The following is a 19,510-nucleotide window of genomic DNA, read 5'->3' on the forward strand; positions in this document are numbered from 1 at the left end:
CGCGCGCGGGCGCGTCAGTCGAGCGCGGCCCAGGATTCGACGATGGTGCGCGCGATCGAGATCGAGCCGGGCAGCAGCAGCCGGGTACCCTCGTCCCGCTGCGACCAGTCGCCCACCGCCAGAGCTTCCCGCACCTGCGCGCGGGTGAACCAGTCGGCTTCGGCGATCTCGCCATCGGAGAAGACCAGCGGCTGCGCGGGATCGGCGACCGCGGCGAAGCCGAGCATCAGTGAGCGCGGAAACGGCCACGGCTGGCTGCCCAGGTAGCTGATCTCGCGCACGTCGAGCCCGACTTCCTCCCGCATCTCGCGCTCCACGCAGCGTTCCAGCGACTCACCCGCCTCGACGAACCCCGCCAGCAGCGAGAACAGCGATTTCGGCCAGCTGCTCTGGCGCGCCAGCAGCACCCGGTCGCCGCCGTCGTGAATCAGGCAGATCACCGCCGGATCGATCCGCGGGAACTCCTCGTAACCGCTCTCGGTGACGCGCGACCATCCGGCCTTCGACGACATGGTCACCGTGCCGTCCGCGCCGTGGAAACCGGCCTTGTCGTGCCAGTTCAGCAGCGCGATCGCGGTGGACAGCAGTCCGGCGGTGCGGTCGTCGACGGTGCCGCCGGCCAGCGCGCGCAGATCGGTCAGCGTGCCCTCCAGTTCCGGATCGCGCACGGCCCACAGATGAATGCCGTCCTCGACGCCGAGGAACACCGCGGCCGGACTGGGTTCGGCGGACAACTCCAGGGCCGCGTCGAGGACCAGAACGTTCCCCTCGAAGCGCACCTGCCCGCGACGGTTGACCCGCAGCAGCTTGGCGGTGGCCCAGCCCTCCTTCAGAGCCTGGGCATCACCTCGGATCTGCTCGGCCCGATCGATGACGGTACGGGAGAGCAAGGGAACACCATTGAGCTGAAATGCCGGCACGGTTCGAGACTATCGCGCCCGAGCTACCACCCGGCCCGCGCCGGGGTCACTTGCCCGCCCGGCGGATGTACAGGAGTTTGTCGCCCGCCTCGACCGCGTCCACTTCCGGCTCACCGACCCGGTACAGCACCCCGTTGCGCACCACGCCGAGGACGATATCGCTGAGATGCCTTGGCGAACCGCCGATCTCGGACGACTCCACCTCACGCTCCGCGACGGCGAAGCCCTCCTCCGGAGTGAGCAGATCTTCCATCATCTCCACGACCGTCGGGGTGGTGGTCGCGATGCCGAGCAACCGGCCCGCGGTCTCCGAGGACACCACCACCGAGTTCGCGCCGGACTGCCGAACCAGATGGGTGTTCTCCGCCTCCCGGATCGACACCACGATCTTGGCGGCCTTGTTCAGCTCCCGCGCGGTCAGGGTGACCAGCACGGCGGTGTCGTCCCGATTGGTGGCGACCACCACCGACTCGGCGTTCTGCGCACCGGCCAGCCGCAGCACATCGGACTGGGTGGCCGAGCCGTGCACGGTGACCAGCCCGGCGTTCGCGGCCGCCTCCAAAGCGATCACGTCGGTGTCGACCACGACGATGTCGGCGGGCTGCACCCCGTCACCGAGCATGGCGTCGATCGCGGTCCTGCCCTTGGTGCCGTATCCGACGACCACGGTGTGATTGCGCACGGTGTGCCTCCATCGCTGAATCTTGAAAGCCTGCCGGGAACGTTCGGTCAGCACGCTCAGTGTGGTTCCGACCAGGACGATCAGGAACAGGATGCGCAGCGGCGTGATGATGATGATGTTCGCCAGCCGCGCCTCGGGCGTCACCGGGTGGATATCGCCGTATCCGGTGGTCGACAGCGACACCGTCGCGTAGTAGAACGCGTCCAGGAACGACAGTTCGTTGGCCGAGTTGTCGTGGTAGCCGTCGCGCCCGATGTACACCACCAGCGCGGCCAGGAACAGCAGCGCGGTCGCGAACAGCACCCGCCTGGTCAGCGAAATCCACGGACTGGTTTGCACTTCCGGGATGCGCAACACGCCGACCAAGGCGAAATCCGGGCGGCTGGCCAATCCCAGTCCGCGCGCTCGCTCACCGAACACCGGGCACACCCGTCATCTCGTCGCCAGCGTCGGTCATCCCCGGTATTCCTCGTCCCTCCGGCACAGCAGGGGAGCCTACTGTGTTTGTTTTTCCAGCGCCTGCGGCGCTGGGTGTTCGCGGCCCCTTTGTGGCCGCGAACGGCGCATGCTCGGTCTCGCTTCGCTCGAAACCGGGAGTGGAGGTACGCGGGGCGCGTTGACATTCGAACTCCAGATTTGGTGTGCGTGGCTCAGCGGTTGTCCATCCTGTCGGCCGCTACTCGTGCTCACGGCGTACCGGCCAGCCGGGATCGAGCGCGCCGGGCCGTGAACGGACGATGCTTGCTACGGGTGATTGTCGGTTCCCGCCGCAGCCTGCTCACCGAAGTCGACGTGGAGGGCCGCCGCGCCGCGGCTTGGCGTGATCGCCTGGGTCGCGCACCGGCGCAGGCTTGGGCTTTCCCGCAGGCCGGTAATCTCGAGCCTGGCAGAGCAGGAGTGCGTTGAGGCGATACCTCGACGCGGTGCACGCGGCTCGGGATGCGCGTCGGGTGACCGACTCGTCGCTCACCGCCGACGCGGTGGACGACAGGGCCGTGCTGGTTTCGAAAGTGCCATCGGTATTCGCGGTCGCCGAGCCCGCGGCTTGCGGTAAGACGCCGCTGGATAGGAGCACGACACCCTGGACGACAACGCCACCGTGTGGGAGAACATCCGCCACGCCGCCCCCGACGCGGGCCTCTGGATCGGCAGGCGGTGCCAGGTGTTGCTCAGCTCGAACCGGGGTGGGCCATGGCGCGCAGTTCGTGAAGCGGACCATCAGGTCCGCAGCGGGGCGACCCGTGCTCGACGCGAAGCAGCCTGGATGTAAAGGTTCCTCATGGCTGAAAACACGCTGACATCCGTGTCCGACGGCGGGCGGCGGCCTGCGCTGGCGCTGGCCGCTCTGCTGTTCGGCGCGGGGGTGTTGCATTTCGTCCGGCCGAAGCCTTTCGATTCGATCGTGCCGCGCTTCCTGCCCGGGCGCGCCCGCGACTACACCTACGCTTCCGGGGTGGCCGAGATCGGCGTCGCCGCCGCGCTCGCGATCCCGCGTACCCGCAGCTTCGGCGGACGCCTCGCCGCGCTGCTGTTCATCGCGGTGCTCCCGGCCAACGTGCAGTTCACCGCGGACATGCTGGCCAGCGAGAAGGCACCGCGGCTGGTCAAGATCGGCTCGGCGCTGCGGCTGCCGTTGCAGGTTCCGCTCATCACTCAGGCGCTGGCGGTGAGCCGGCGGGCGCGGCGTTCCTGATCAACTCGGCCAGTTCCTCCGGACCGGCCAGGTTCACCGGCGCGATGGTGCGACCGGTACGCACGTAGTGGAACGCGGCGCCGATCCGGTCCAGCATCTCGTGCTCGGGCCGTCCCTCGCGCGCGGCCATCAGCCGCGCCCACGCCAGGCGATAGACGGCCAGCTGCATGGCGACCGCCGCTTCCTCGGCGGCGCTGGGCTCGGCGCCGGTCTTCCAGTCGACCACGGTCCAGCGGCCGCCCGGTTCGGCGAACACCGCGTCCATCCGGCCGCGGATCACGGTGCCCGCGATCGAGGTCTCGAACGGAATCTCCACCTCGATCGGGCTGCGGTCGGCCCACCGCGAGTTCAGGAACGCCTCCTGCATCGCGGTCAGCTCCGCGTCCAGGCCCGCGTCGGCCGCGCCGCTGTCGGCCGCACCGGGCAGTTCGTCCAGACCGAGCAGGCGAGTGGAGCCGAACCACCGCTGCACCCAGGCGTGGAAGGCGGTACCGCGGCGGGCCAGCGGATTCGGCGGATAGGGCAACGGGCGACGCAGGCGGGCGGCGAGTCGCGCCGGGTCGGCGCGCAGCTCGACCAAGGCGGTCGCCGCGATCTGACCGGGTAGCTCGACCTCCTCGGCGGCAACCGCCGCGGCCCGGTGTTCGGCCAGCAGGGCATCGACGTCGGCGGCCCAGCCTTCGGGATCGCCGGGGTCCGGCGCGGGCCGGGTGTGCTCGGGCCGGAACCGGTCCTCCGGCGGGGGCGGGGCGAAACCGGTCGCGGCGAATGCCGGTTCGCCCGCGGACAGGTACTCCTCCACCGGGTCCGGCGCCGTGCCGAAATAGGGTTCTATGTCCGCGTAGGGGTCGGCGTATTCGGTTGCGATGACTTCGAAGTCATCCGCGAACTCGTCCGGCGGGTACTCGTCGTCGGGCGGGTAGTAGTCCGCTTCGTATGTGAGATCCGGCTCGTCCGGCGGCTGGGGCGCCATCTCGACACGGTCGGGTCCGGCGCTGCGATTCGAGACGATGCCCGGTGCGTCCGGGTCGCTGTGCCCGGCGTGGGCGGCATCGGCACGACCGGAAGCTACGGCACGGCCCGGCGAGGGCTCGGACGAATCCGGGTCACCCTGCCCGGCATCGGTGGGACGGGCACGTGAGTCGGCGCGACCGGGACCCACGCCACCAACCGGGACGGCCCTCGGGACGTCCGGGCCACGGTGATCAGCATCGGCATCGGCATGATGGGCACGCGAGTCGACATCGCCGAATTCGAAGTCGCGGTTCGGGGTGGTCCGACGCAGGTCCGGGCCATGGCGCTCGACACCGGCAGGACCCGCACCCGGATCGGCACGCCCCGAACCGGCGCTGCGGTCCGCAGCGCCAGACGCGTCCGGGCCGTGGCGCTCGGCATCGGCGGGGCGGGCACGCAGCTCGGCCAGCGCGGCGCGGACCAGCGCGGCGCCCTGTTCGATGGGGTCGCGGCGGGTGCTGAGCGGGTCTCGTGGCCACTCGGCAGTCGCCGGGTTGTCGGTGAACGGGTTGACGGCGTCGGCGGCGGGCGGGTCGTCCCAGCGGTCGATCGTCAAGACGTCGTGGGCGGGGCTTCGCGGGTCCTCGTGTGCGCGTTTCAGTTCCAGCAGGAAGTCCGAGGGGCCCTTCGGGGAACTGCCGGTCTCCGCCCAGTGATGGGCCGAAACCAGCAGGACGCGTTCGGTTCTGGTGAGCGCGACGTAGAACAGGCGGCGTTCCTCATCGATCCGGCGGCGTTCCAGCGCCTCCTTGTGCGCTTTGATCGCGCGGTCGAGGTCCGCGCGGTCGTACAGGTCGGTGAGATCGAGTACGGGCACGCCCTCGGCCGCGTCGTCCTGCTGACGGTCACCCCGCAGCGACGTCGGCAGTTCCGCCAGCGCGCCCAGCCACGTACCGGAACCGACTTTGGACGGGAACACGCCCTCCACCACGTGCGGGACCGCGACGATCTCCCATTCCAGGCCCTTCGCCGCATGCACGGTCAGTACCTGCACGCGGTCCTTGGCGACCTCGACCTCACCCGGCTCCAGACCGTTCTCGACCTCCTCCGCGGCGGCGAGGAACGCGAGCAGTCCGCCGAGCGAGGCGCCGGTGTCCGCGGCGTACCCGGCCACCACTTCGGCGAACGCGTCCAGATGCTCGCGTCCGGCCCCGGTACCCGCCATGGCTCGCCGGGTCTGGGTCTCCACCCCGACGCCGATGGTGCGCTCGACGTCGGCGACCAATTCCGCCAGGGGCTGACCGCTGCGTTCGCGCAACGCGGCCAGCTCCCGGCCCAGTGCCTCGATGCGGGCGAACCCGGCGGAGGAGTACTGGTCCGGTGGGCCGGGGTCGGCGATCGCGTCGGCCAGCCCGGCCTGTTCGGCGGGTTCGGGCGCCACTTCGCGCAACGCCTCGTCCAGCGCGGCACCGTCGGCGATCTCGGCCGGGCCCTGCGAACCGGGACGCCGGATGGACAGGTCCCTGGCGCGGCGGTTGAGCGCGGCGATGTCGGCGACACCGATGCGCCAGCGCGCACCGGTCAGCACGCGCATGGCGGCGCTGCCCGAGCCGGGTTCGGCGATCAACCGCAGGGTGGCGACGATGTCGGCGACCTCCGGCGTGGCGAGCAATCCGCCGAGTCCGACGATCTCCACCGGAAGTCCTTGCGCGCGAAGCGCTTCCGCGAGCGGCGCGGCGTCGGCGTTGCGTCGCACCAGTACCGCCGATGTGGGCGGAGGCTGCTGCGCGGCGCGCCGGGCGGCCCACTCCGCCGCGATCCGCTCGGCCACCCAGTCACGTTCGGCGGCGACGGTGTCGGTCGACGCGAGCGCCACCACGCCCGGCCCGGCTTCGGGCTTGGCGCGCAACGCGTCGACCGTCACTCCGCCGCCCTCGATCGCCTTGCGTCGCAACGGTTCCGCGACCGAGTTCGCCAGAGCCAGCGCCTCCGGCGGATTGCGCCAGCTGGTGAGCAACGCCAGCGTGGGGGCGGGAACGCCCGGCGCAGTGGGGAAGTCGGTGGCGAACCGGGGCAGATTCGCCGCCGAGGCACCACGCCAGCCGTAGATCGACTGCATCGGGTCGCCCACAGCGGTCACGGCAAGACGTTGCGCGTCGTGCGGTTGCGAGCGCAGCGCGTCCGATCCTCCGCCGGAACCGTCGGGCTCGCCCTGGGAAGCGCTTCCACCAGACACATTCGATGTCCGGTCCGACGCGCCCTCCGGCGCACCGCCGAACAGGGCGGCGAGCAGGACGCGCTGGGCGTGGCCGGTGTCCTGGTATTCGTCGAGCAGCACCAGCCGGAACCGAGCGCGTTCGGCGGCGGCGACCTCGGGGTGCTCGGCGGCCAAGCGCGCCGCCAGGGACATCTGCGCGCCGAAATCGAGTGCGCCGCGGCGGCGCAACGCCTCGCTGAGCTGTTGCACCAGCGGCAGCAGCGCGACCCGTTCCCGCTGGACCTGCACGATGTTGAGCAGCGTTTGGCTCGGCCCGCCCCGCTGACGCGGACCGGCGGGCAGCGTGTGCACCAGCTTGGCCAGTTCGGTGTGCGCCTCGGCCAGTTCCTCCGGCTCGACCAGATGCTCGGCGAGCTGTCCGGACAGCGCGAGCACCGCCTCGGTGACCGACACGGGGGTGCGTTCGGTCTCCAGGTCGCCGTCCCACGTACGGACCACCTGGTGGGCGAGCTGCCAGAGCTGGGTCTCGGTGAGCAGGGCCGCCGAGGGTTCCACCGGAAGCAGCAGGCCGTGTTCGGTGAGCAACCGGCCCGCGTACGAGTGGTAGGTGCTGATCTCCGGTTCCGCGCCGGTCAGCTGGGCGCGCAGCCGGCCGCTCGGGTCGAGTTCGCGCAGCAGCGGCGCGCCGGCCAGCCGGGCCAGCCGGGTCCGGATGCGGGCGGTCAGCTGCTGGGCGGCTTTGCGGGTGAACGTCAGCCCGAGCACTTCGTCGGGCAGGACGAGCCCGTTCGCGACCATCCACACCACGCGGGCGGCCATGGTCTCGGTCTTGCCCGCGCCCGCGCCCGCGACCACCAGGGTCGGGCCCGGCGGCGCGGCGATCACGGCGGCCTGTTCGTCGGTCGGCGGCGGTAGGCCCAGCGCCTGCGCCAGCTGATGCGGCGTCACCCGGCCGGTCACGGCAGCGCCCCGGCGACCGGCCGCGGCGAGGCCGAGGGCGCGCTCACTCGTCGGTCACCTGCCTCCCGCTGTCCTGCACGGGGCAGCTGCCCGCCACCGCGCAGTGGCGGCATCCGTCGTTGCGCATGGCGAGGTAGCCGGGGCCCTGCGTGGACGCGGCGGCCTGGTGAATGGTGTCCCGCCAGTGCTCGAGCGCCTCGGCGTCCAACGGGGGCTGCATGCGCTGGGTAGCGCCCTCCGCCTTGCTCGGCTTCGCGACGTACACCAGCCGGGCCCCACCGGGTTCGCCGGACGGACCGGCCTCGGTGTCCGTATCGGCGGCGCCGGGTTCCGCAGGTGTGTCGAGAGCGCCCATCGCGGCCGCCACCTGATAGGTCGCCAGCTGCGCGTGATCGACGGCGGCCTGCTTGGTGACGGGCGACTTGCCGGTCTTCACGTCGACGATCACGAATCGTCCCTGCGCGTCGCGCTCCAGCCGGTCGACGCGGCCCCGGATCCGCACGGCGGGTTCTTCTTCCGTGCGCGCGGGCAACACGCAGTCCACCGGCACCTCGACACCGGCCTGGGTGAGTTCGCCGCGGGTGTTGCGGACCCAGGCCGAGAAGGTCTCCAGCATCGCCTCGGTGCGGCGCAGCTCTTGCCGGGAATGCCAACCGGTCCCCGGATCCACCGCCTGCCATGCGCGATCCAGCGCCTCGCGCACTTGGTCCGGGGGTACCTTGCCCGCGAGCGCCTGCACCAGGGTGTGCACCAGGTTGCCCTTGACGGCGTGCGGGTTGTCGCCGTCGGTGCCGCCGTTGCGTTCCAGCGCCCAGCGCAGCGGGCAGGTGCGCAGCAATTCGACGGTCGAGGGCGACAGCGCCACCGCGCTGTCGTCGTCGGTCCACAGCGGTCGCCGCGAGCTGAGCTCGGCGGTGCCGTACCAGTCCTCGGGGTGGGTGCCCCGCACACCCGCGTGCGCCAGCCGCGCGAGCTGATGCGCGGCGCGGCGCCTGCGCTCCGGATCGGCCTCGGGATCGCAGACCACGCCGCGCAATTCGGCGACCAGGGAGTGCATCACCAAGGCGCGGCCGGGATCGACCACCGGCAGCGCACCTGGCTCGCCGTCGTCGTCGTGTCCGAGCAGTTCGGCGAGGAAGCGCGAGGGCACCAGATCGCGTTCGCCCGCGACCGATTCCACGGCGGTGACCAGCAGCGAGCGCCGGGCCCGGCTGCACGCGACGAGCAGCAGCCTGCGTTCCTCGGCGAGGATCGGCGCCGCGCGGCTCACCCGTTCCCCCGCGTCGGACACCCCGGCGGTGAGATCGACCAGGTCCTCGGTGTGCAGCAGGGTGCCCCGGGCACGCGGGTTGGGCCAGATCCCCTCCTGGACTGCGGCGACGGCGACCACATCCCATTCCCGCCCGGCGGCGGCGTGCGCGCTCAGCAGCGCCACCGCCTCGCCCGGTGCCGTTCGCGGCGCCGCGTCCTGCGGAATCTCCTGTTGGGAGAGGTATTCGACGAACCCTTCGATGCTCGCGCGCGGCAACCGGTCGACGTAGGCGGCGGCCGCGTCGAACAACCCGACCGCGGCGTCCAGATCGCGATCGGCTTGCATGCCGACCGCGCCGCCGCGCTCCGACTGGGCCACCCAGCGCCGTTCCAGCCGGGAACCGGTCCACAGCGCCCACAGCACGTCCTCCAGGCTCGCACCGCGCCCGCGCGCCTTCCGTGCCCGGCGCAGCGCGTCCAGGACGCGGCGCAGCGGCGCGGCCTCGACCTCGGTGAGCCGGTTCAGGATCGCCGGATCGCCGGTCCCGATCAACAGGTCGCGCAGCACCTGCGCGGAGGGGCGGTCGATGTCCGTGTCGCGGTCCGGCGGCGGATCGTCGGCCGTGTCCGGGGTTTTCGCCCCGGTGCGCACGGATTCCAGCGCAGCGCGCCGGATGCCCCGCCGCAGCCTGCGCAAGGCGATCTGGTCGGCGCCGCCGAGCGGGCCGGACAGCAAATCGAGGGCGTCCTCCGGTTCGAATGCCGGTTCCGCGCCCCGCTCGGCCGCCTCGCCCGCCAGGACCGCGCGCAGCGACAGCAGCATCCAGGCCGCGCCGCGCCTGCGCGCCAGTGGTGTGTCCAGTGCGGGCTGCTGCACGGGCACGCCCGCGGCGAGCAGGGCACGGCGCAGCGGCGCCAGCGACAGCGGCACCGAACGCACGATCACCGCCATCCGCGACCACGGCACTCCGCCGGTGAGATGCGCCCGGCGCAAGTGGTCGGCGATGAGCGCGGCCTCCTTCGCGGGGGTGGCCAGCACCCGGACCCGTACCTCGGTGCCGTCCTCCCGCGGTCGGGTGCCTTCGGGCACCGGAATGCGCTGCGGCGCACTGCCCGGCAGGCGTGCGGCGATCCGCGCCACCGCCAGCTCCACCTGACCGCCGCAGCGATGACTGTCGCGCAGCACGATGCGCCGCTCGGGCGGCACGTCGAGTTCGGCGACGAACCGCGCGTCCGCGCCGCGGAAGGTGAAGACGGCCTGATCGGGATCGCCCGCGATCACCGTGGTCCGCGCGCTGTGCCCGATCGCCCTGACCAGGACGGCCGCCTGCGGGTCCAGGTGCTGCGCGTCGTCGACCAGCAGGTATTCGATCCTGGCGCGTTCGGCGGCAAGCAGATTCGGGTCGGCGGCCAGCGCGTCGAGCGCCGCGCCGACCAGTTCGGCGGCGTCCAGCGCGGGAGCGGTCGCCTCCGGCGCCTCGACGCCGACCGACCAGCGCAGCAGCATCGTCTGCTCGTAGCGGATGGCGAACCTGCCCGCCGCCACCCATTCGGGTTTGGCGTGCTCGCGGCCGAGGCGCACCAGGTCTTCCGGTCCGAGGCCGCGTTCGGTGGCCCGGAGCATGAGATCGCGCAATTGCTCGGCGAACCCGCCGAGCGCGAGCGCGGGCCGCAGCCGCTCCGGCCATAATCCGCTCGCGCCGTCGGCCATATCGGCCAGATCGCCGCGCAGCATCTCGCGCACCACGGCGTCTTGTTCGGCGCCGGTGAGCAGACGCGGCGGCGGGTTGCCGTGCGCCAGCGCGTGCCTGCGCAGCACGGAGAAGGCATACGAGTGCAGCGTGCGCACCAAGGGTTCTCGTGTGGCGCCGGGCACACCGCCTTCCGCGCCGGGTTCGGGTCCGCTCAACCGGGTGGTGATGGCGTCGCGCACGGCGCCTGCCGCCTGTTTCGAATGGGTCAGCACCAGGATCGATCCGGGATCGGCTCCGGCGGCGATGCGCTCGGCGGCGAGATCGACCAGCAGGGCGGTCTTGCCCGTGCCCGGTCCGCCGAGTACCTGCCAGGGCCGCCACCCCGGACGCGCTGGACCGGCCGCGGCGGCGGCGTCCAGCAGCGCGCGAACGTCGGCGCCCCAGTCTCGCGGCCGGGGCGCCACCACTGTCCGGCGAACCAGTCGCACCGCGCCATCCGATCGCACCACGCGGGCTATTGCAACAGACACGACCGACACGCCGGTACACGCCTCCGTCCGACCGCCGGTGCGCGCGACTGCGGCGCAGGTCAAAATGGACCGGTGTCTGTTTTGAATGTCCATCGGTTCGGTCCGACGACGGGACCGGTGGTGCTGGCCCTGCACGGCGTGACCGGCCACGGCAAACGCTGGGAAGACCTGGCCACCCGGCATCTGCCCGATGTCCGTGTGCTCGCGCCCGACCTGCGCGGACACGGTCGCTCGACCTCGCTGCCGCCGTGGAACTTCGAGACCATCGTCGAGGATCTGGTCGGCTTGGTCACCGCCGAGGCGGACGGCCCGGTGGTAGTGGTCGCGCACTCCTTCGGCGGCGCGTGCGCGCTGCACCTGGCGCATCGGCATCCCGAACTGGTGCGCAAGCTGGTGCTGCTCGATCCGGCCATCGCACTGGAACCGGAATGGCTCAACGAGATCGCGCTGTCCACCCTCGTCTCGGCCGACTACGACAGCGTCGAGCACGCGCGCCAGGACAAATTGGACACCGGCTGGGGCGACGTCGAGCCGCGGTTGCTGGAAGCCGAACTCGACGAACACCTGATGCCCACCGCGGACGGGCGCTTCGGCTGGCGGATGAGCCTGCCCGCCGTCAACTCCTACTGGGGCCAGCTGGCCCGCCACTGGGTGCTGCCGCCCGCCGACCTGCCCACCGTGCTGGTGCAGGCGATGAAGGTGCACCCGCCGTTCGTCACACCGGAGTTCCGCGCGGCGCTCACCGCGCACATGGGCGCCCGTCTGACCGTGCTCGAATGGAACTGCGATCACATGGTCGCCCAGGCGTATCCCGCACAGACCGGCGAACTCGTGCGCTCGGTGCTCTGAGCCGATGCCGACCACCGACGCCCAGGTAGAGCAGGTGCGCGCGCTGGTGGCGGCGATCCCGCCCGGACGGGTCGCCACCTACGGCGATATCGCGGCGGCCGCCGGTCTGTCCACGCCGCGCACGGTGGGCTGGATCATGCGCACCGACTCGGCCGACCTGCCCTGGCACCGCGTGCTCGGGGCGAGCGGCAAACCCGCCGCGCACCTGGCCCACCGTCAACTGCGCCTGCTCGCCGCGGAGGGCGTGCCGATCCACGACGGGCGCGTCGACCTGCGCGCCGCGCGTTTCCCGCTGCCCGATCTCCCGCGCGACTGAGTACCGCTTTCCGAAATGCCTCCGTGCCCGAATGGCGGACAGTACCGTTGATCCATGCCCACCCGCCTGGCATGCGTCGCCTTCGATGCCGACCGGCCGCGTCCGGTCGCGGACTTCTGGGCCGAACTGCTCGGCTGGAGCGTGACCCTCGACCGCCCCGACGAAGTGAACGTCGCGGCCCCCGACGCCGACGGTGGCGAGCTGACGCTCACCTTCCTGCCCGCGATGCGGGCCAAGGTCGGCAAGAATCGCCTGCATCTCGATCTGGCCACCCGCTCGCTGGACCACCAGCACACCCAGGTGGACCGGGCGCTGGCATTGGGCGCACGACCGGTCGACATCGGCCAGGGCGCGGTGCCCTGGGCTGTGCTCGCCGACCCGGAGGGCAACGAGTTCTGCGTGCTCGAACCCAGGGAGGAGTACGTGGACACCGGATCCGTCGCGGCGATCGTGGTCGACACGCGCGACCCGGGGCGCCTCGCCGAATTCTGGTCGGCCGCCACGGGCTGGCCGTCCACGCATCGCGGCGAGCGGCTGACCGGGCTGCGTTCACCGACCGGGCTCGGCTCCTGGCTGGAGTTCGTGCGCACCCCCGACGCGGGGTCCGGCCGGACCAGGCTGCGCCTGGATCTCACCTCGTTTCCGGCCGACGACCGGGCCGCGGAGGTGGCCCGGCTGCACGCGGCGGGCGCCACGACGATCGACCGGGGCGCCCCGGTGGCCGCCAGGGACACCGACCTCGTGCTCGCCGACCCGGAACTCAACGAGTTCCGGCTGCTGCCCGCGGCTCGCTTCTGGTCGAACGCCTGATCCGCACCGTCCGCTCCCGGGCTTCCCGGCGGTGACGAATTAGCATGGCCGCCATGGTGTACCTAGCTCGAGGTCGTGGCGTGTGATCCCCGCCGACGCGATCGTGCTCGCGGGCGGCCGGGCCAGCCGGATGGGCGGCGTGGACAAACCGGCCATCGTCATCGGCGGCCGTTCCATGCTCGAGGTGGCGCTCGCCGCCGTCGCCTCGTGCGCGCACACGGTGGTCGTCGGACCGCATCGGCCCGAGCTGGCGCCGGAGATCATCCAGGTGCGCGAGGTGCCGCCCGGGTCGGGTCCGGTGCCTGCGATCGACACGGGGCTGCGCGCCCTCGGCTCCGCCGCCCCGCTGGTGGTGGTGCTGGCCGCCGACCTGCCGTTCCTGTCGCCGTGGGCGATCACCGAGCTCATCCGGCACGCCACCGAATCCGGCGCGGACGCGGTGTTCGCCGCCGACGAGTCGGGGCGTCCGCAGTATCTGATCGGGGTGTGGCGGCGCTCCGCGCTGGCCGCCGCGCTGGACGAGCTCGACGCGCTGATCAACCAGCCGATGAAAGCCCTGGTGCCCGCCGCCGCCGCGATCATCCCGCTCTCCGGCGTCGGCGACTGCGACACCGACGAGCAGGTACGGCAGGCCAGGGCGGCGGTCGACGCACCACGGCAGCAACCACCGCTCGACCTCGACGAGGCACGAAACATCCTGCGCCGCGACCTGTCCCGGCTCACCACATATGAAGCCGATCTGCATTCGGTGCTCGGGGCGGCGCTCGCGGGCCCGCTGACGGCGGCCGGGCCGCTGCCCCGCTTCGACGTCTCGGCGATGGACGGCTACGCGGTGGCGGGCGACGGCCCGTGGCGCCTGCGCCGCGACATCGGCTTCGCGGGCGGGCGGCGACCGGTGGGACTGTTGCCGGGCGAGGCGGTGCGGATCGCCACGGGGGCGCACGTCCCGGACGGCACCACTGGTGTGCTGCGCGACGAATTCGCGCACATCGCCGACGAGACGCTGTACCGCCTGCCGGACACCCCGCTTCGCGACGACATCCGCCGCCGGGGCGAGGACCGCGCGGCCGGTGATCCGGTGGCGCCGGAGGGCACGCCGGTCACCGCGGCGTTGGTCTCCGCGGCCGCGAGCGTCGAAGTCACCGTGGCGCCGGTGCGCGGCCCGGTCCGCGCGCGCATCGTGATGACCGGGGACGAGATCCGCAGCGAGGGGCCGCTGCAAGCGGGGCAGACCCGCGACTCGATCGGTCCTGTCCTGCCGGATCTGTTGTCCTGGAATGGTATTCGCGTTGCCGATCGGGTGCATCTACGCGACACTCCGCACGGCTTCGACGAGGTCATGACGGTCGCGCCGGAGTGCGACCTGCTGGTGATCGTCGGGGCGACCGGCGGCGGGGCCGCCGACCAACTCCGCGGTGCCCTCGCCCGCGCCGGAGCCGAGATCCTGGTGCCGCGGCTGCGGCTGCGCCCGGGCGGTTCCACCGTCGTAGCCCAGCTCGCCTCCGGCATCACGGTGCTCGGCTTGCCCGGCAACCCGTTCGCCGCCGTCGCGACGCTCATGGCGCTCGCGCCGGCGATCGTCGAGGGCCGCACCGGCGCCGCTCCCGCGCGCCCACTGCGCGGACCGCTGCACAACGCGGCCGAGATCACCGGACCGGTGCCCCGCATCGTTCCGGCCCGCGCCGCCGGGGAAGGGGGCTGGATCGGTGACCCGACCATTCGCACGGCGCATCTCGGTGGCCTCGTCGACCGCGACGGCCTGGTCATCGTCCCGCCCGACGCCGACGACGGAGCGATCGTCGAATTCCTGCCGCTGCGCCGCTGAGGCAACGTGTAGTTCGTCGCCTTCGGGTACGAAAGTGCTTGCAGCGCAGCCTTTCCAGGAGAACGAGTGCGCACAGGAAGCCGAAAGCGCTGAGACCCGGTCCAGGCGTCGAGCCGAAGTCGTTGTCTCACAGCGGAATCAGCGGTAGCGGCGGCGACCACTCGAATGATCCGTACGCTTCTTCACGACAGCGGAATCGAATTCACCGCGATAAACACCGACGCACCCGGCGCAAGCGTCACCACTTGCCCCTGTTCACCCTTTGACCCAACTCTCCGGCGTGCTGGTAAGAAGAATGTCAACCAGAGGCACACCGCAACCGAATTCGTTATCTAAATTCAATGTGAATATTGCCTCCACCTGCGCAAACATGACATATCCGCCGCTACGGGGCATATTTTTCATTTCCCCTTCCGGGCGCCATGTCCGCTCGCTATCGTGAGTTCGTTAGGCGAATATCAATCCCCCGGAAAGGACCGTGTGGAGATGACTGAAAAGTCGAAGAAAACGCCTAAGAAAATGCCGAAGCAGATGCCGAGGCAGCAACAGCAACAGCGCCAAGAGCAGGACATGCGCGAGGGCACGGACATGGAAGGCCGTCGGGGCACCAGGAGCGAGATGCCCGACCGGCGCGGCGAGCAGGAGCGTCGCCGCTAGTTGATCTGCGCCACCCGCGCCGCCGGCCCCACCTCCTCCCGGGACCGGCGGCCGCGGTCGTTCGAGACCAGTGCGCTTACCCCTCAGGTAATTGCCGCACCGCGCGCGGCGGACCTACCGTCGGTGCGACGCCATCCCCGGCGTGATCGAACGAAGGAAGGCCAAACGCCATGTCCGCCTATGGCTTCGCCCACCTCCGCAGTCGCAGGGCCCACCCCGACATCCTCGAATACCTGGAGCGCATCCAGGCCACCTTGGACCCGTTCGGCGGCCGCTTCGTCATCCACGGGCCCCCGGCCGAGGTCGTGGAAGGCGACTGGCCCGGCAGCATGGTGCTGATCGAGTTCCCCGGGATGACCGAGGCGCGGGAGTGGTACCACTCGCCCGCCTACCAGGAGATCCTGCCGCTGCGCGCCGAGCACATCGACGGCGACCTGCTGCTGATCGAGGGCGTCGGCCCGGACTACGACCCACGCGAACGCGCCGCGAAACTGCGCACACCGGCCGCCTGACGCGATTTCGGCGCGCCATCCCCCGTCCGATACCGTTGACCAGGCACGACACGGTTCGACGCGAGAAGGATGCGCCTGATGGACGACAGCTCTCTGGTCTGGGACGACGGCACGCTCGTCACCATCGACCAGCGCGGCCTGCCGCACGAGGTGCGTGAACTGCGGCTGAGCACCGTCGACCAGGTGATCGATGCGATCAAGGCGCTGGCCATCCGGGGCGCGCCCGCCATCGGCATCGCGGGAGCTTTCGGCGTCGTCATCGCCACCGCCGCGCACACCGTGGACGGCGTGGTGGACGAGGCGGCGGTGCAGGCCGAGGCGGACCGGATCGCCGCCGCCCGGCCGACCGCGGTGAATCTGGCCTGGGCGGTGCGGCGGGTTCGGACGAAGGTGGGCCACGGCGCGGGCGCGGTCCTCGCCGAGACGCTCGATATGCTCGCCGAGGACGGCCGGGTCAACCGGGCCGCCGCCACCCACGCCGCCGACCTGGTGCAGCGCCTGTGTGCGGACCGGCCGCTGCGTGTGCTCACCCACTGCAACACCGGGCGGCTGGCGACCAGCGCGTTCGGCACCGCCATCGGAACGCTGCGGGTGCTGGCCGGACGCGGCGCGATCGAACAGGTGCTGGTGGACGAGACCCGGCCGCTGTTGCAGGGCGCGCGGCTGACCACCTGGGAACTCGCCGAAGCGGGCATCCCGCACCGGCTCACCATCGATTCCGCCGCGGCCTGGGCGATGGCGACCGGACAGGTCGACTGCGTGCTCGTCGGCGCCGACCGGGTCACCGCCAACGGCGACGTCGCCAACAAGATCGGCACCTACGGTCTCGCGCTCGCCGCCCGCCACCACGGCATCCCGTTCGTCGTGGTCGCCCCGGAGTCGACCCGCGACCTGTCGATGGCCACCGGCCGGGAGATCGTCGTGGAGGAACGCGCGGCCGCCGAGGTGACCGGATTCGGTGGCGTCGCAACGGCTCCCGAGCACACCGAGGTCTTCAATCCGGCCTTCGACGTGACGCCGGCCGAATTGGTGACCGCGGTGGTCACCGAGCACGGCGTGGTGCACCGATCCGATCGTTCGCACGGCGCGGCCATCGCGGACATCGCTCGCGAGCTCTACCGGCGCGGCTGGATGCCGGGCACGGCGGGCAACATCTCGGTGCGCACCGGCGCCACCGCCCTGGTCACCGGAAGCGGGTTGTCCAAAGGCGAACTCACCGAGCGCGACATGGTCACCGTGCGGGTAGCGGACTCCGCGCCGGTGGCAGGCCACGGACGCAAACCCTCCGCCGAGACGACGATCCACACCGCCGTCTACCGGACCCGTCCGGCCCAGGCGGTCGTGCACATTCATCCGCCGTTCGCCACCGCACTGGCCACCCGCTCGGCGTCCCCCGGCACGCTCGCGACGCTGCGGATCACCGACTACGAACTGATCAAGGGGCTCGGCGGCGGCGATCCGGCCGTCGCGGAGATCCCGGTTTTCCCGAACTGGCCCGAGGTGCCGCGCATCGGCGCGGACATCGAACGCTACCTGCTCGACCATCCCGGCGCGCTGCCCGTCCTGGTCATCGCCGGTCACGGCATCACCGCCTGGGGCGATGATCTCGCCCAGGCGCGCGATCGCGCCGAATGCCTGGAAGCATTGTGTGAGCTGGTGTCCCGCACCGGCAGTCCGGCGGCGTTCGCCCCGCGCGACGACTTTCTCGAGATTGGACTGACATGACCCTCCTGCAGGTGATGGCCGCGGGTGACGCGGCCGACGTGCGCGTACGCACCAGCGACGACGAGGTGATCGGCACCGAACTGGCGAAGCACGGCGTAACCTTCGGCCGCTGGCCGGTTGTCGAGAACGCCGCGTCGGCGTCTTCCGAGGAGCTGCTCGCGCACTACGCGACGAACGTCGCGGAACTGAACGGCTCCGGGCGCTACAAGCACATCGACATCGCCCGCATCCACCCCGACGACGCCGACCCGCAGTGGCCGCAGATCGCCGCGGGTGCGCGCGGGAAGTTCCTCGACGAGCACCGGCACGCCGAGGACGAGGTGCGCTTCTTCGCCGCCGGACGCGGCTGCTTCTATCTGCACCTGGGCGAGGAGGTCTTCGCGGTGGTGTGCGAGGGCGGCGACCTGCTCTCGGTACCCGCGGGCACGCTGCACTGGTTCGACATGGGCGAGCGCCCCGATTTCATCGCCATCCGCTTCTTCGAGGAAGCGGACGGCTGGGTCGGCGACTTCACCGGCGACAAGATCAGCGCGGGCTTCCCCACCCTCGACGAGCTGCTGACCGCGCCGTGATCGACGCCGTCGTCGTCGATATCGAGGGCACCACCAGCCCCACCGCCGCGGTCCGCGAAGACCTGTACGGCTATACCCGGCAACGGCTCCCGGAGTGGCTGGCCGAGAACGGCTCCACGAACGCGGCTCCCGTGCTGGCCGCGACCAGGGAACTGGCCGGACGCCCGGACGCGGGCCCGGAGGAAGTCGCCGGGATCCTGCGCGAGTGGCTCGACACCGACGTCAAGGCCGAGCCACTCAAGACCGCGCAGGGCCTGATCTGCGCGGAGGGCTTCCGTGGCGGCGCACTGCACGGCGAGTTCTTCCCGGACGTGCCACCGGCGCTCGCCGCGTGGCACGCCGCCGGGCTCGCGCTGTACGTCTACTCCTCGGGATCGGTACGCAATCAGCGGGATTGGTTCGCCTTCGCGCGCGGCGGCAGCCTGTCCGAGCTGATCAGCGGGTACTTCGATCTGTCGACGGCGGGCGGCAAGCGCGAGTCGTCCTCCTACGACAAGATCGCGGGCTCGATCGCCGCGCCCGCCGAACGCATCCTGTTCCTGTCCGATCATCCGGACGAACTCGATGCCGCTGTCGCCGCGGGGTGGCGCGTGGTCGGCCTCGCCCGGCCCGGCGAGCCCAATCCGCCTCGGCCGCCGCACCGCTGGGTCGACACGTTCGCCGATATCGATCCCGCCGCCCCGGCCTGAGACGCTGGCCGACGCGTTAATCCGCCCATCCCGCAACCACTTTCGTTCCCTGCCTCGCCGGGGCTTTAGGTGACGCGGCACCGGCTACCCGCGCAGGCGGTCGAGGCGAAGCGTGATCGGCTGCGTCTCAGCGAGATTCAGGATCGACGGCCAGGACCGAGCGGCCGCCGTCCACGGCCAGGGTGGCTCCGTTGACGCAGCCGCCGTCGGTGGAGAGCAGGAATTCGACGGCACGCGCCCAGCTCCTGCGCGCGATCGGTGGCCCGTTCGGCGGTCTCCTCGGCGCCCGCGTCGCCCGCCACGACGGTGACCCGTCCGACCGCCCAGGACAGCGACTCCGCGTCGCGCTCGACCACCACCACCGCGTGGCCGCGAGCCAGCAATCGAGCCACGATCGCGCGGCCGATTCCGCGTCCGCCACCGGTCACCACGTAGAACAGTGTCGTCCGGTCGATGGTAGACAGACGAGCCATCGGGACGGCGTGGACCGCTCGGCGCCAGACGAATTCGTGGACGGCGATTCCTGGAACCACGCGGGGACGGCAATTTCTCGCAGTGTCGAGCGAATTCTCAGCGAATTGTGATTGTGCTTACAATACGCTGTCAGGAAACACAGGCCGAAACACTCCGAAACGGATAAGCGGGGCGCCCCG

General features: G+C 71.4%; 15 protein-coding genes and 1 pseudogene. 11 read left to right on the forward strand and 5 right to left on the reverse strand.

The window, feature by feature from the left end; all coding sequences use genetic code 11:
* Window positions 1–14: 14 nt before the first annotated feature.
* Together nudC and ON29_RS21985 are read right to left on the reverse strand one after the other, a co-directional pair.
* Window positions 15–920: an NAD(+) diphosphatase gene (gene nudC / locus ON29_RS21980; protein WP_040868968.1), complete on the reverse strand. Its 906-nt coding sequence runs from the start codon at window positions 918–920 to the stop codon at window positions 15–17.
* A gap of 46 nt (window positions 921–966) precedes the next feature.
* On the reverse strand, window positions 967–2,022 hold the full coding sequence (locus ON29_RS21985) for a potassium channel family protein (protein ID WP_051175454.1): 1,056 nt from the start codon (window positions 2,020–2,022) through the stop codon (window positions 967–969).
* Window positions 2,023–2,671: 649 nt separating this feature from the next.
* On the opposite strand from ON29_RS21985, the pseudogene ON29_RS37220 reads away from it, so the two are divergent.
* A pseudogene (locus ON29_RS37220) lies at window positions 2,672–2,740 on the forward strand (hypothetical protein); the annotation flags it as partial.
* A gap of 141 nt (window positions 2,741–2,881) precedes the next feature.
* Complete coding sequence (locus ON29_RS21990) at window positions 2,882–3,295, forward strand: DoxX family protein (RefSeq protein WP_040868969.1); 414 nt, start codon at window positions 2,882–2,884, stop codon at window positions 3,293–3,295.
* On the opposite strand, the gene ON29_RS21995 is transcribed toward ON29_RS21990, so the two are convergent.
* Window positions 3,252–7,427: an ATP-dependent helicase gene (locus tag ON29_RS21995; RefSeq protein ID WP_083863977.1), complete on the reverse strand. Its 4,176-nt coding sequence runs from the start codon at window positions 7,425–7,427 to the stop codon at window positions 3,252–3,254. The genes ON29_RS21990 and ON29_RS21995 overlap by 44 nt on opposite strands.
* Before the next feature lie 43 nt (window positions 7,428–7,470).
* Window positions 7,471–10,902, reverse strand: a complete 3,432-nt coding sequence (locus ON29_RS22000; RefSeq protein ID WP_051175466.1) for an ATP-dependent helicase — start codon at window positions 10,900–10,902, stop codon at window positions 7,471–7,473.
* Window positions 10,903–10,974: 72 nt separating this feature from the next.
* Here ON29_RS22000 and ON29_RS22005 point away from each other — a divergent pair, with 72 nt between their 5' ends.
* The 9 genes from ON29_RS22005 to mtnC all read left to right on the forward strand — a co-directional run bounded on the left by ON29_RS22005 (window position 10,975) and on the right by mtnC (window position 18,857).
* Entirely contained in the window at window positions 10,975–11,751 is a 777-nt protein-coding gene (locus ON29_RS22005) for an alpha/beta fold hydrolase (protein ID WP_040868971.1), read from the forward strand.
* A gap of 4 nt (window positions 11,752–11,755) precedes the next feature.
* Window positions 11,756–12,067 (forward strand): MGMT family protein, encoded by a 312-nt coding sequence (locus ON29_RS22010; RefSeq protein WP_040868972.1) that lies wholly within the window; start codon window positions 11,756–11,758, stop codon window positions 12,065–12,067.
* 54 nt (window positions 12,068–12,121) lie between these two features.
* Window positions 12,122–12,877, forward strand: coding sequence for a VOC family protein (locus tag ON29_RS22015; RefSeq protein ID WP_040868974.1), 756 nt, complete (start codon window positions 12,122–12,124; stop codon window positions 12,875–12,877).
* Window positions 12,878–12,959: 82 nt separating this feature from the next.
* Entirely contained in the window at window positions 12,960–14,702 is a 1,743-nt protein-coding gene (locus tag ON29_RS22020) for an NTP transferase domain-containing protein (RefSeq protein ID WP_040868976.1), read from the forward strand.
* A gap of 486 nt (window positions 14,703–15,188) precedes the next feature.
* Window positions 15,189–15,359 (forward strand): hypothetical protein, encoded by a 171-nt coding sequence (locus ON29_RS36035; protein ID WP_157172853.1) that lies wholly within the window; start codon window positions 15,189–15,191, stop codon window positions 15,357–15,359.
* Between the two features lie 170 nt (window positions 15,360–15,529).
* Entirely contained in the window at window positions 15,530–15,871 is a 342-nt protein-coding gene (locus ON29_RS22025) for a DUF1330 domain-containing protein (protein WP_040868978.1), read from the forward strand.
* Between the two features lie 78 nt (window positions 15,872–15,949).
* The gene (locus ON29_RS22030; RefSeq protein WP_063825361.1) at window positions 15,950–17,596 is read left to right on the forward strand and encodes a bifunctional S-methyl-5-thioribose-1-phosphate isomerase/methylthioribulose 1-phosphate dehydratase; all 1,647 of its coding nucleotides are present in this window, start codon (window positions 15,950–15,952) and stop codon (window positions 17,594–17,596) included.
* Complete coding sequence (locus ON29_RS22035) at window positions 17,593–18,168, forward strand: 1,2-dihydroxy-3-keto-5-methylthiopentene dioxygenase (RefSeq protein ID WP_040868981.1); 576 nt, start codon at window positions 17,593–17,595, stop codon at window positions 18,166–18,168. The genes ON29_RS22030 and ON29_RS22035 overlap by 4 nt, the downstream gene beginning before the upstream one ends.
* Complete coding sequence (gene mtnC, locus ON29_RS22040) at window positions 18,165–18,857, forward strand: acireductone synthase (RefSeq protein ID WP_040868982.1); 693 nt, start codon at window positions 18,165–18,167, stop codon at window positions 18,855–18,857. Before ON29_RS22035 ends, mtnC begins: the two co-directional genes overlap by 4 nt.
* 137 nt (window positions 18,858–18,994) lie before the next feature.
* On the opposite strand, the gene ON29_RS22045 is transcribed toward mtnC, so the two are convergent.
* Complete coding sequence (locus ON29_RS22045) at window positions 18,995–19,330, reverse strand: SDR family NAD(P)-dependent oxidoreductase (protein WP_083863992.1); 336 nt, start codon at window positions 19,328–19,330, stop codon at window positions 18,995–18,997.
* Between the last annotated feature and the right edge of the window lie 180 nt (window positions 19,331–19,510).

It is taken from the genome of Nocardia exalbida NBRC 100660, from assembly GCF_000308575.1.
Lineage (GTDB): Bacteria > Actinomycetota > Actinomycetes > Mycobacteriales > Mycobacteriaceae > Nocardia > Nocardia exalbida.

What these genes read in the sequence shown, in the direction of transcription:
- ON29_RS21990 (WP_040868969.1), top strand. Translation starts at nt 2,882, where the DNA reads ATGGCTGAAAACACGCTGACATCCGTGTCCGACGGCGGGCGGCGGCCT.
- ON29_RS22010 (WP_040868972.1), top strand. Translation starts at nt 11,756, where the DNA reads ATGCCGACCACCGACGCCCAGGTAGAGCAGGTGCGCGCGCTGGTGGCG.
- ON29_RS22015 (WP_040868974.1), top strand. Translation starts at nt 12,122, where the DNA reads ATGCCCACCCGCCTGGCATGCGTCGCCTTCGATGCCGACCGGCCGCGT.
- ON29_RS36035 (WP_157172853.1), top strand. Translation starts at nt 15,189, where the DNA reads ATGACTGAAAAGTCGAAGAAAACGCCTAAGAAAATGCCGAAGCAGATG.
- ON29_RS22025 (WP_040868978.1), top strand. Translation starts at nt 15,530, where the DNA reads ATGTCCGCCTATGGCTTCGCCCACCTCCGCAGTCGCAGGGCCCACCCC.
- ON29_RS22030 (WP_063825361.1), top strand. Translation starts at nt 15,950, where the DNA reads ATGGACGACAGCTCTCTGGTCTGGGACGACGGCACGCTCGTCACCATC.
- ON29_RS22035 (WP_040868981.1), top strand. Translation starts at nt 17,593, where the DNA reads ATGACCCTCCTGCAGGTGATGGCCGCGGGTGACGCGGCCGACGTGCGC.
- ON29_RS22045 (WP_083863992.1), bottom strand. Translation starts at nt 19,330, where the DNA reads ATGGCTCGTCTGTCTACCATCGACCGGACGACACTGTTCTACGTGGTG.